The 12,411-nt window shown below is 72.5% G+C and carries 9 protein-coding genes; 6 read left to right on the forward strand and 3 right to left on the reverse strand.

Going from position 1 to position 12,411, the window contains the following annotated elements; translation table 11 throughout:
* Positions 1-9 precede the first annotated feature (9 nt).
* Positions 10-1,365 carry a class II fumarate hydratase gene (locus Prum_RS21540; protein WP_246278596.1) on the forward strand — a complete coding sequence of 452 codons (1,356 nt, stop codon included), beginning with the start codon at positions 10-12 and terminating at the stop codon, positions 1,363-1,365.
* Complete coding sequence (locus Prum_RS21545) at positions 1,362-2,084, forward strand: HAD family hydrolase (protein WP_173078168.1); 723 nt, start codon at positions 1,362-1,364, stop codon at positions 2,082-2,084. The genes Prum_RS21540 and Prum_RS21545 overlap by 4 nt, the downstream gene beginning before the upstream one ends.
* Here the strand turns inward: Prum_RS21545 and Prum_RS21550 are convergent.
* Together Prum_RS21550 and Prum_RS21555 are read right to left on the reverse strand one after the other, a co-directional pair.
* Entirely contained in the window at positions 2,038-2,949 is a 912-nt protein-coding gene (locus tag Prum_RS21550; protein ID WP_173078169.1) for a type IV toxin-antitoxin system AbiEi family antitoxin, read from the reverse strand. The genes Prum_RS21545 and Prum_RS21550 overlap by 47 nt on opposite strands.
* 780 nt (positions 2,950-3,729) lie before the next feature.
* Positions 3,730-4,377: a helix-turn-helix domain-containing protein gene (locus Prum_RS21555; RefSeq protein ID WP_173078170.1), complete on the reverse strand. Its 648-nt coding sequence runs from the start codon at positions 4,375-4,377 to the stop codon at positions 3,730-3,732.
* A gap of 114 nt (positions 4,378-4,491) precedes the next feature.
* On the opposite strand from Prum_RS21555, the gene Prum_RS21560 reads away from it, so the two are divergent.
* The 4 genes from Prum_RS21560 (at position 4,492) to Prum_RS21575 (ending at position 11,110) form a co-directional block, all read left to right on the forward strand.
* Entirely contained in the window at positions 4,492-5,916 is a 1,425-nt protein-coding gene (locus tag Prum_RS21560) for a pectate lyase (RefSeq protein WP_246278016.1), read from the forward strand.
* A gap of 21 nt (positions 5,917-5,937) precedes the next feature.
* Positions 5,938-7,353: a cysteine--tRNA ligase gene (gene cysS, locus Prum_RS21565; RefSeq protein WP_173078171.1), complete on the forward strand. Its 1,416-nt coding sequence runs from the start codon at positions 5,938-5,940 to the stop codon at positions 7,351-7,353.
* Complete coding sequence (gene rlmB, locus Prum_RS21570; RefSeq protein WP_173078172.1) at positions 7,343-8,452, forward strand: 23S rRNA (guanosine(2251)-2'-O)-methyltransferase RlmB; 1,110 nt, start codon at positions 7,343-7,345, stop codon at positions 8,450-8,452. The genes cysS and rlmB overlap by 11 nt, the downstream gene beginning before the upstream one ends.
* 78 nt (positions 8,453-8,530) lie before the next feature.
* Positions 8,531-11,110: an Hsp70 family protein gene (locus Prum_RS21575; protein ID WP_173078173.1), complete on the forward strand. Its 2,580-nt coding sequence runs from the start codon at positions 8,531-8,533 to the stop codon at positions 11,108-11,110.
* 18 nt (positions 11,111-11,128) lie between these two features.
* On the opposite strand, the gene Prum_RS21580 is transcribed toward Prum_RS21575, so the two are convergent.
* A complete protein-coding gene (locus tag Prum_RS21580) occupies positions 11,129-12,409 on the reverse strand; it encodes an ABC transporter substrate-binding protein (RefSeq protein WP_173078174.1) in 1,281 nt (426 codons plus the stop codon).
* Between the last annotated feature and the right edge of the window lie 2 nt (positions 12,410-12,411).

A 12,411-nucleotide genomic window follows, 5' to 3' on the forward strand; every position in this document is an offset into this window, starting at 1 on the left:
CGCGACACGATGGGTGAGGTCCGGGTCCCCGCCGACGCCCTCTGGCGGGCGCAGACCCAGCGCGCGGTGGAGAACTTTCCGGTCTCCGGGCGCGGGCTGGAGCCGGCGCATATCCGGGCCCTCGCCCAGATCAAGGGGGCGGCGGCCGAGGTCAACGTGCGGCTCGGCGTCCTGCCAGCCGACGTGGGCGAGGCGATCGCCGCGGCGGCGGCCCACGTGGCCGGCGGTGGATACGACGACCAGTTCCCGGTCGACGTCTTCCAGACCGGGTCCGGCACCTCCTCGAACATGAACGCCAACGAGGTGCTCGCCACGCTGGCCAGCCGGGAGCTGGGCCGGCCGGTGCACCCCAACGACGACGTCAACGCGTCCCAGTCGAGCAACGACGTCTTCCCTTCCTCGATCCATCTGGCCGCCACGTACGGCGTCGTACACGACCTGCTGCCCGCGCTCCGGCACCTCGGGTTCGCGCTGGAGGCCAAGGTGGACCAGTTCGCGACCGTGGTGAAGGCCGGCCGCACGCACCTCATGGACGCCACGCCGGTCACCTTGGGCCAGGAGCTCTCCGGATACGCCGCCCAGGTGCAGTACGGCATCGAGCGGCTGGAGTCGGCCCTGCCCCGGCTGGCGGAACTACCCCTCGGCGGCACCGCGGTCGGCACCGGCGTCAACACGCCGCCCGGCTTCGCCCCCGCGGTCATCGAGAAGCTGCGCGAGCTGACCGGGCTCCCGTTGACCGAGGCACGCAACCACTTCGAGGCACAGGGCGCCCGCGACGCGCTGGTCGAGACCTCCGGCCAGCTCCGCACCGTCGCCGTCGGCCTCTACAAGATCGCGAACGACATACGGTGGATGGGCTCCGGCCCCCGCGCCGGCCTGCGTGAACTGCAGATCCCCGACCTCCAGCCCGGCTCGTCGATCATGCCCGGCAAGGTCAACCCGGTGGTCTGCGAGTCGGTACGCCAGGTCTGCGCACAGGTCATCGGCAACGACGCGACGGTCGGCTTTTCCGGCTCCCAGGGCGACTTCGAGCTCAACGTCATGCTCCCCGTGATGGCCCGCAACCTGCTGGAGTCGATCCGGCTGCTGGCGGCCGTGAGCCGGCTCTTCGCCGACCGTTGCGTGTCGGGCCTGGTGGCGAACGTCGAGATCTGCCGCGAGTACGCGGAGACCTCGCCGTCGATCGTCACCCCGCTCAACCGCTATTTCGGGTACGAGGAGGCCGCGTCGATCGCCAAGCAGGCGCTGGCGTCCGGCCAGCCGATCCGGGCCGTGGTGCGCGACCGGGGTCACGTCGAGGCCGGCCGGATCACCGCGGAGCAGCTGGAGGAGGCGCTCGACGTGCTGCGAATGACCCGTCCATGACCGTCACCACCGTCGTATTCGACGCCGACGAGACACTTGTCGACCTGTCGACGGCGGTGCACGGTGCGCTGTGCGCCGTACTGGAGGAGATGCGGCGGCTGACCCCGGCGGCGGCCGCGCTGGCCGTGACGGACCTGGCCGCGGACTGGACGCCGGTCTTCGCCGCGATGCGCGCCGAGCCGGTGACCGACATCCGGCGCGCCGCGCTGGCCCGGTCGCTGGCCCGGGTGGGCCTGGAAGCCGAGCTGGACCGGGTCGCCGAGATCTTCTTCGCCGCTCGGTTCGCGCTGAGCCGCCCCTTCGCCGACGCGCTGCCGGCGCTGGCCGAGCTGCGCCGCCGGGCGTACGTGCTCGGGTTCGCCACCAACGGGAACAGCCGCGCCGACCGGTGCGGGCTGACCGGCGAGTTCGCCTTCGAGGTGTACGCCCACGAGGCCGGGCTGCCGAAGAAGCCGGCGCCGGAGTTCTTCGCGGCTGTTGTGGCGGCGGCCGGATGCGCCCCGTCGGCCGTCGCACACGTGGGCGACTCGTGGGACCACGACGTGGTCGGAGCCCAGTCGGCCGGGCTGCGGACGGTCTGGCTGAACCGGGCCGGCGTGCCCCGCCCACCCGGGCCCGGGCCGGACGCCGAGGTGCGGTCGCTCGCCGACGTGCCGGACGCGGTCGAGGGAATCATGGCAGCCAGCCCCGCCCGAGGAGCGCTTTACGGACGTCTGTGACGAACGTCGTGAAGTCCCGCTGCAGCTGCTGGCCGGTCACGTGCAGCACGTCCCAGCCGGCGGCGATGAGCTGGCTACGTTGGTAGCGGCGCAGGATCTCCGGGTCGCCGTCGTTGGTTGAGGGCCGCTCGTCGTTGAGGGGTCGCTCGTCGTTTGTTGGGGACCGCTCGTCCAGCTCCACGGCGACGCGGAAGTCGGGCCAGGCCACCCCGGGATGCAGCACGCGCCCGCTGTTGAGCTCGACCGGGTAGCGGGCCATCGGGGGAGGCAGGCCGGCGACGACCAAGCGGATCCGCAGGTGCGACTCCTCGTGCGACCGGGAGCGGGCGTCCGCCAGCTCGAAGACCCGCAAGGCGCGGCCCAGGCTTGGACTGTCCTCATACCGGGCCGCGATGGCGGTGAGGTCGTCCGGCGCCACCAGCCCGTCATCGAGCAGGCGGTCGAGGATCCCCACCGCGTGCGCCAGCTCCGACCAGCAGGCGACGTCCCAGACCGTGCGCATCGGCGTCGTACGGCGCAGCCCGTTGATCGCCTCCCACTCGTCGGACTCCAGCTCGATCGCGTGGACCCGCATCGCCGGCCGAGACCGGACCCCCGTCTCTGGCGGCACGATCACGTGAACGTCGTCGGCGAACCCGGCCGCGTGCTCGACGCCGTGCAGATGGGCGGCCGACGGCCCGGCGAAGACCGCGCTGACCGGCAGGCGCAGGCCGAAGGCTCGGCAGGCGAGCGCGTGGTCCCGGTCCAGCCGCGAGTCGGCGTAGACGTCGTGGTGCACGCGCATCCACGCCGCGCCGCGCAACTGCTTTCCGGAGAGCAGGTCGCGCCGTACGGCGTCGCTGCCCCGGAATACCTGCCACTGCAACGCCCGGGGCCTTTGAGGTGGAGGTGCCATGTGAGAGAGCGTCCCAACGCGCCCGCCGAGATCAGAACCCCTGTGGATAACTCCGTCCCCAAGATCCACAATGCCCTGTGGATAACCCCCGCTCCCCACCTCGCGGCCGCTATCATGCGCGCCCCCGCCCCGCCCCCACCGCACCCGCCGCGCGTGGTCGCGCCCGCCGCGCGTGGTCGCGCCCGCCGCGCGTGGTCGCGCCCGCCGCGCGTGGTCGCGCCCGCCGCGGCGGCGTCCCCGCGCCCGCCCGGCGCCGGCCGCTGCGGCGTGTCGATCAAGGACTTCGCCGTCGATCAAGGGCAAACGGCCGTGAATCGGAGATCAAAGCACGACCGTTTGCCCTTGATCGACGCGAAAGTCCTTGATCGGCGCGGCGGTGAGGGAGCGGGGCGGGGCGCAGGGCGCGCGGCGGGCAGGGCGCAGGGCGCGGGGCGCGGCGGTGAGGGAGCGGGGCACGCGGTCAGCGAGCGCCGCGGCGCCCCCGCGCCGGCCGCTGCGGCGCGTCGATCAAGGACTTTGTCGTCGATCAAGGGCGAATGGCCGTGGATCGGAGATCAAAGCACGACCGTTTGCCCTTGATCGACGCGAAAGTCCTTGATCGGCGCGGCGGGCAGGGAGCGGGGCGGGGCGCGCGGGCGCGCGGTGGGCAGGGCGCGCGGCGGGCAGGGCGCGCGGCGCTGGGCGGAGCGGGGCGCGCGGGCCGCGCGGCGGGCGGAGCGCGCGGGCGGGGGGCGGGGGCGGGCGGGGCGGTTAGCTTAGGGCGTGGGCTATGGCGGCGGCGGCGGAGAGGACCTGCGGGCCGATCACGTCGGGGTCCAGGGGGCTCATGGCGACCACGCCGACGCTCGCCTCCAGGCCCTCCAGGCCGAGGACCGGGGCGGCGACGCCGTACGCGCCGGGTTGCAGTTCGCCGCTCGTCGCCACCGGGCTCGGGTCGCCCTGCCGGCCGGCGAGGATGGCTCGGCCGGCGGCGCCGCGCTCCAGCGGGTGCCGCGATCCGGTGCGGTACGCCACGTGGAACGCCGTCCAGCTTGGCTCGACCACGGCCAGGGCCACCGCCTCGCCGCCCTCGGCGATGGTCAGGTGCGCCGTCGCGCCGATGCCTTCGGCCAGCCGGCGTAGCGCGGGCCGGGCCGCGTCGGCGAGCAGCGGCTGGGCGCGCCGGGCGAGTAGGAGGAGGCCCGCGCCGAGGCGGAGCCGGCTGCGGCTGTCCCGGCGTACCATGCCGTGCTCGACGAGCGCGCCGACCAGCCGGTAGACGACCGCCCGCCCCACGCCCAGCCGGGCCGCCGCCTCGGTGACGGTCAGCCCGCCGGGCGCGTCGGCGACGAGGTGCAGCAGCCGCAGGCCCCGATCCAGCGTCTGCGCGGTCTCGGCCGGCCGCCCGTTGTCGCTCACGCCGTCAGCGTACGAGAGCGCGTTTTCTTAAGTCTTCATGAAAGGGCTTTTCACTATTGAACCTTTGCCGCAACCTGCTGGGAGCACATTGGGGGGATTCACCGGAGGTAATGCGTGGCGTCAAACGTTGCCCAGCGCAGGCGCGTGCTGCTGGGCGGGGCGGTCGTGGGCGTGGTCGGCATCATGGGGGCCGTCGGGACGTTCGCGTTCGCGGAAACAACCTCGTTCAGCACGGATTTCTCCAACGGCGCGGCCGGCTGGTCGAAGTCGGGCGGGACCTGGGCGGTCGCCACCGACGGCACGAACAGGGTCTATCAGCAGTCCAAGCTGGACAGTGAGCAGGCCCGGGTCTTCGCCGGCGAGGCGGACTGGGCCGGGTACGCCGTACAGGCTCGGGTGAAGCCGACCGGCTTCGGCACCGCGACCGGCTACGCGGGCATCGCCGCCCGCGCCCAGGGCGCCACGAGCTTCTACCGGCTGGTCCTGGTCAACGGCGGCCGGGTCGAGTTGCAGGCGGTCAAGAGCGGCGCGTCGACCGTCTTGTCGAGCGCCGTCGTGCCGGTGACCCCCGGCGCCTGGTACACGCTGCGGGTCGAGATGTCCGGCAGCACGATCCGCGGCTCGGTCGACGGCAAGGCGGTCGTCTCGGGCAGCAGTGGACTCTTCGCGACGGGGCGGATCGGGCTGACCACCGGCCACGCCACCGCGGACTTCGACGACGTGGCGGTGTCCGAGGTCGGCGGCCTGCCCGCGCCCACGACCGCCGCCCCGACGACTGCGGTGCCGGCCACCGCCGTACCCACGACTGCCGTCCCGACCACGGCGGCCCCGACCACGGCCGCGCCCACGACGAACGCCCCGGCCGCGTGGCCGGAGCCGACCGACCAGGTCAAGGTCGACGACACCATCGAGGTACCCAAGAGCGGCCTGGACGGCAAACTCAAGCGCTACTACGGCATCGGCGACGGCGGCCAGAGCGAACGCCAGGATCCCATGTTCAAGCTCGCCGACGGCGCCGTGCTGGAAAACGTCATCATCGGCGCACCGGCCGGCGATGGCGTGCACTGCACCGGCTCCTGCACCCTGAAGAACGTCTGGTGGCAGGACGTAGGCGAAGACGCCGCCACGTTCAAGGGCGGCGCCTCGGCGACCTATCTCGTCGACGGCGGCGGCGCGCGGTCGGCGTCGGACAAGGTCTTCCAGCACAACGGCGGCGGCACCCTGACGGTCAAGAACTTCCAGGTGGAGGACTTCGGCAAGCTCTACCGCTCGTGCGGCAACTGCTCCACCCAGCACAAGCGCGCGGTGGTCTTCCAGGACGTCACGGTCACCGCGCCGGGCAAGACGCTCGCCGGCATCAACGCCAATTTCGGCGACACCGCCCGCTTCTCCGGCATCACGATCATCGGCGACGGCGCCGAGAAGATCGCGATCTGCGAGAAGTACAAGGGCGTCACCGACGGGGAGCCGACGAAGATTGGCAGCGGCGCGGACGGCACGAACTGTTTCTTTGCGACGGCCGACATCCAGTACCAATAGCCGCGCAGTTACCCTTGCAGGGTGACGCTACGCCTGTATGACACCGCCGCCAGATCGGTGCGGGACTTCGTCCCGCGAGAAGCCGGCCGGGTGGCGATCTATCTGTGTGGTGTCACCGTGCAGTCCGAGCCGCACATCGGGCACCTTCGCTCGGGGGTCAACTACGACGTCCTGCGGCGCTGGCTGCTGCGCGCGGGCAACGAGGTCACGCTCATCCGCAACATCACCGACATCGACGACAAGGTCCTGGCCAAGTCGATCGAGTACGGGCGTCCCTTCTGGTCGATCGCGTACGCCAACGAGGTGATCCTGGGCGCGGCGTACCGCACGCTCAACGTGCTGCCGCCGACGAACGAGCCGCGCGCCACCGGGCACATGACCGACATGTTCGAGCTGATCGAAAAGCTCATCGCCGACGGGCACGCGTACGCGGCGGCCGACGGGTCGGGCGACGTGTACTTCGACGTCCGGTCCTACCCGGCGTACGGCGCGCTCTCCGGCCAGCACCCGGACGCGATGCAGGCGCCCGACGACGGCCCGGCCCGGGCCAAGCGCAGTCCCAACGACTTCGCGCTGTGGAAGGGGCAGAAGGCCGGCGAGCCCGAGGACGCCACTTGGCCGTCGCCGTGGGGTCGCGGCCGGCCGGGCTGGCACATCGAGTGCTCGGCGATGTGCTGGCGCTACCTCGGCGCCGAGTTCGACATCCACGGCGGCGGGCTCGACCTGACGTTCCCGCACCACGAGAACGAGATCGCCCAGTCCCGCGCGGCGGGGCTGCCGTTCGCCCGCTACTGGGTGCACCACGCCCTGCTCAATCTCGGCGAGGCCAAGATGAGCAAGTCGCTCGGCAACGTCATCGACCTCGACCACGTGGCCTCCTTGGGGGTACGCCCGGTCGAGCTGCGCTACTACCTCGCCGAGCCGCACTACCGGTCCCGGATCGACTACTCCGACGACAACCTGCGCGAGAAGGCGGTGGCGTACCGGCGGATCGAAGGCTTCGTCAAGCGGGCCTCGGAGCGGGTCGGTGCCGTCCCGCTCGGCACGCCGGCGGCGGGATTCGTCGCCGCGATGGACGACGACCTCAACACCTCCGCGGCGCTCGCGGAGCTGCGCGAGGTCGTTCATGAGGGCAACGGGGCCCTGGACCGGGGCGACGAGGCCGCCGTCCGGGAGGCGCTCGGCAGCGTACGGGCGATGCTTGATGTGCTCGGCCTCGACCCGCTCGACCCCGCGTGGGGTGATGGCGGGCGCGGCGACGAGCTGAAGAGCGTCGTCGACGCGCTGGTGGCGCTGGCCCTCGACCAGCGTGCCCAGGCGCGTGCCCGCAAGGACTGGGCCGCTGCCGACGCGGTTCGTGACCAGCTTAAACAGGCCGGCGTCGTCGTCGAGGACACGCCGGCCGGACCGCGGTGGACGGTGGGCGATGGCAGGTAATTCTCAGCGGCGTGGCCGGCGGGTCACGTCGAAAAAGGGCGCGACCGGCGGCTCCGGCGGAAAGAACAAGGCCGGCCTGTCGGGCAAGGGCCGCACCCTGCCCGCCGACGAGCGGCCGTGGCACAAGGCGTACTCGGGCACGGAGAAGCTGCCCCAGCGCACCGCCTGGAAGCAGGACAAGGAGCGGCGCGCGGCGGCCGAGGAGGGCCGCGCGCCGAAGGCCGGCGTCCCGGGCACCAAGGACACCACGTGGGGGCGCGGCACCCAGGGCGTCAAGCCGACCAAGCGGGGCAAGGCGCCCGCGTCCCGGTCCGGCCCCCGGGTGGCGCCCGGTCGCCGGTCCACCCCGGCCAAGGGCACTCCGGAGCTGCTCGTCGGGCGCAACCCGGTGGTCGAGGCGCTGCGCGCCCGCGTGCCGGCGACCGCGCTCTACGTGGCTAACGGCATCGAGATCGACGACCGGGTCAACGAGATCATCCGCACCTCGGCCGACCGGGGCATCGCGATCCTGGAGATCAGCCGCGCCGAGCTCGACCGGATGACCGGCGGTGTGCTGCACCAGGGCATCGGGCTGCAGGTGCCGCCGTACGCGTACGAGGCGTTCGAGGACATGCTGGCCGCGGCCGCCGAGCATCCGGCGCCGTTGCTGGTCGCCCTCGACGGCGTGACCGACCCGCGCAACCTCGGCGCGGTGATCCGGTCGGCGGCGGCCTTCGGCGCGCAGGGCGTGTTCCTCACCGAGCGGCGGGCCGCGGGCATGACGGCGACGGCGTGGCGCACCAGCGCGGGCGCCGCGGCGCGGCTGCCGGTCGCGCAGGTCACCAACCTGACCCGGACGATCAAGGCATGCCAGCAGGCCGGCTTCGTCGTGGTCGGCCTCGACGCCGATGGCGAGACCGACGTGTACGACCTTGAGGCGGCCGTCGGCCCGCTGGTGGTCGTGGTCGGCTCCGAGGGGCGCGGGCTGTCCCGCCTCGTCGGGGAGACCTGTGACCTGCGGGTCAGCATCCCGATGGCGTCGACGGTCGAGTCGCTGAACGCCAGCGTGGCCGCCGCGGTGACGCTCGCCGAGGTGGTACGCCGCCGCAGCATGGCGTAGGGCGTACCGGGCGGGCGGGCTGCGTGGTCCCCGTAACATGCAGGGCCGGAACCCCTCACCCCCTCGGAGGAGCGGTAGATGGCAGGCCCGGCCAGCGGGTACGCCCTCGGCGTCGACATCGGTACGTCCAACACGGTCGCGGTGCTGCGCTGGCCCGACGGGCGTACGCGTCCCCTGCTCTTCGACGGCCAGCCGGTCATGCCGTCGGCGGTGTTCCTCGACGACGCCAGCCGGCTGCACGTGGGCCGGGACGCCCAGCGCCTGGGCCAGGCCGACCCGGCCCGCTACGAGCCGAACCCCAAGCGGCGGGTGGATGAGCCGGGCGTGCTGCTCGGCGGGCTGGAGGTGCCGACCGCGGACCTGCTGGCGGCCGTGCTGGGCGCCGTCGCCCGTACGGCGGTCGACGCGGTCGGGTTCCTGCCGCCCGCGGTGGTGACGTATCCGGCCGCGTGGGGAGCGCGGCGCCGGGACGTGCTCGTCGCCGCCATCGCCCGCGCCGGGTGGCCGCCGGTCGGCGGGGACACGGGTACGCGGATGGTGCCCGAGCCGGTCGCGGCGGCCCGGTACTTCGCCGAGGTGCTGCGCCGGCCGGTGCCGGTGGGCGCCTGCATCGCGGTCTTCGACTTCGGCGGCGGGACCCTGGACGTCGCCGTCGTACGCAACGAGGGCGCCGGCTTCGCGGTCATCGGCTCGGGCGGCGTCGCCGAGCTGGGCGGCCTCGACCTGGACGCGGTCCTCGTCGACCACCTCGGCCGGACGCTCAGCGGGACGCACCAGCAGGCGTGGCAGCAGCTCGCCCAGCCGGCGACCGCCGCGCAGTGGCGCAACCGGCGGCAGTTCTGGGACGACGTACGCGGGGCGAAGGAGATGCTGTCCCGCACGTCGGCGGCGCCGGTGCCGGTGCCCGGCGTCGAGCAGGCCGTGCACCTGACCCGGGAGGAGCTCGAACGGCTCGCCCATCCGCTGCTGCGCCGGGGCGTGTTCGCGGCGGCGGCGGTCATCGGCAACAGCGGGCTGGCGCCGAGCCAGCTCGCCGGGCTCTTCCTGGTCGGCGGCTCGTCGCGGGTCCCGCTGGTGGCCCGGCTGCTGCACGCCGAGCTGGGCATCGCCCCGACCGTGCTGGAGCAGCCCGAGCTGCCGGTCGCCGAGGGCGCGCTGTCCGAGATCCGGGCGGTGGCGATGGCGGGCGCCGGATCGGTGAGCGCACCCCCACCGCCGGCAGCGGCGGAGCCGTTCGAGACGACGGTCCCGCTCTCTCCACAATCTCCGCCGGCGGCGCCGGCGCCCCCGATCACGCCGCGCCGGCGTCCGGTGCTGTGGATCGCGGCCGCCGCCGTGGTCGCCCTCGCCGCGGTGGTCACGGCCGCGGCGCTTTATCTCACCGGCGGCGGGTACGACGACATCGACTTCCAGGCGTCGGTGACCGAGCTGGGCCGGGTCAAGGGCGGGGAGGACTACACGTCGAACGTCTACACCGGATTCGTCGGCGACCACGCCTACTACGCGTACGAGCGGAAGGACCTGCGGCTGGAGATCGTCGCGGTGGACCCGCCGTCGCTGAAGGAGCGGTGGCGCAAGCAGACGAAGACCACGGCCGACCGGTGGGCCGGGATCACCGTGCTGCCGGACGCCGTGATCGCGTACGCGGACCCGACGACCAGCGAGGCGATCAAGGACATGATCGTCCTGGACCCCGAGACCGGGGACGAGATGTGGAAGCGGCCGTACAAGACCGAGGACCGCCTGTACTTCGTCGGGGACATCGTCGTGTTCGACGATTCGGCGCAGAGCCGGCTGCTCGGGCTGGACATCGAGACCGGCAAGGTCAGGTGGGAGAAGCCCAACCCGCGTACCGGCGGCGGCGACGCGGGCACCACGGTCTACCAGGTGCAGACCGTCGAGGACGTGTCCGGCCCGTCCGACGTGCGGGGCACCCCGTTCGCCCAGCGGCTGGACGACGACAAGCGGATCGTGCAGATCGCGGCGGACCGCTCCGCGCGGGTGATCGACGCGACCAACGGAAACGTGCTCAAGAGCCGCAACAACGTGGCGGACCTCGACGACCAGGTGATGGCGTACAACGGGTGGCTGGTGGTGGCGTCGGACGACGCGGGCGGCTATCGGCTCTCGGGATACGACCTGGACAGTCTCGGCGACCCGAAGAGCCTCTACACGGCGCCGGACCCCGACCGGGACCTGGACCTCCTGGCGATGTGCGGCGAGCTGCGTCTGTGCCTGTTGGACAGCGGCGGCTCCGGTGCGGAGTCCACCAACGTCGTCGCGGTCGACCTGGACAAGGGTGGCCAGCTGTGGCGCAAGCCGGCGCCCAAGGCGGAGATACTGATCCACTTCGGCGACCAGGTGGCGGTCCGGAGCGTGAGCGGCGAGTACCGGTCGCGCATCCTCGACCCGTCCGGGAACGAGCTGCTGAGCCGCGAGGGCGCGGTCGCCCGCATCGACGGCGGCAACCTGCTCTTCCTCGACTCCTCGACCGAGTCGGTCGGCGACTACGGGGTGGCCGGGCTGCACGCCGGCGCGAAGGAGCCGGACGAGATGGGCAACCTCAACGACGTACGCTCCAGCGGCTGCAAGTGGAACGCGAAGTACATCGTGTGCCCCGGCGAGTACGACTTCATGATCGGCCAGTTCGCGAAGTGAGCCGGGAAAAGCGGGGAGCTAGCCGGCCAGCACCGCGTTCGCCTGGTTGAGGAACTGGTCGGCGGCCTGCCGGGGCGACTTCGCGCCGGTCTGCACGCTCTCCGCAGCCGCGGTCAGCAGCGTACGGATCTTGGCGTGCCCCTTCGGCGGCGGTGCCGGCGCGGCGCCGAACCGTGGCGTGATGGCGTTCTCGAACGCGATGGTGGCGCGGGCCGTCGGGTCGGTCAGCGACTCGCCGACCACCTTGCGGACGTCGGTGTTGGGGCTCAGGCCGCGCTCGGTGCCGAGGATCTTGCCGGCCTCCGGGTCGTTGACCAGGAAGTTGATCACGTCGACCACGGTGTCGGCGTAGCGGGTGCCGCGGAACACGGACCAGTACATCGAGGCGCGCGCCCATTGGCCCTTCGGGTCACCCGGGTACGACACGAGGGCCAGCTCGTCCTTGGTGCCGCGCTGCAGCTCCGGAAGCTGGTTGGACCACATGAACGAGGTGGCGGCGCGCCCGGTCGCCACGAGCTGCTTGGTCACGTCGCCGCCGTTCGCCTCCTTGATGACGGCCGCTCCGGGCGCCGCACCGCTGTCCCGGGCCTGCTTCCACATGTCGAACCAGGCGCCCAGGTCGGCGGCGGTGAAGCCCATCTGCTTTCCGGCGTACAGCTCCTTGCCCTGGGCGCGCAGCCACAGCCACAGCGCCTTGTAGTCGGCCGAGGGGTCCATCGTGCCGGCGACCGCGCCGTCGGTGCGGTCGGTGATCTGGGTCGCCCACTCGAAGAGCTGCTCGTACGTCATGCCGACCGAGGGCTCGGAAACGCCCAACCGCTTGACGAGGCTGCGGTTGTAGACCATCGCGGGGGTGTTCTCCGCGCCGGCCACACCGACCGTACGGCCGCCCACCTGGCCGTACTTGGCGAGGCTGTCGGGCAGCTTGGACAGGTCCAGCGCCCCGCTCGTCACGTACGGCGAGAGGTCGAGGGTGACGTTCCGTTCGGCGTACTCGGTCAGGTAGTTGTCGTCGATCTGGAAGAGATCGGGCCCGTTCGGGCCGGCGGCCTCGGTCGCCAGGTTGTCGTAATAGCCCTGGTTGCCCTGCCAGTGGTTCTTGAACGTCACGTTGGGGTGCCGCGACGTGTAGAGCTTGAGCGCCTGCTCGGTCAGCTCGGCCCGCTTCTCACCACCCCACCAGAAGACGTCGATCTCGACCTTCTGGTTTCCGGTGCCGGTGGGCGACGGGTCGCCACTGCATCCGGCCAGCGTCATCAGCAGCACCGCAGCCAGGACGCGCCCTGGGGCGTGGGTCATCC

The organism is Phytohabitans rumicis (assembly GCF_011764445.1).
GTDB classification, from domain to species: Bacteria; Actinomycetota; Actinomycetes; order Mycobacteriales; family Micromonosporaceae; genus Phytohabitans; species Phytohabitans rumicis.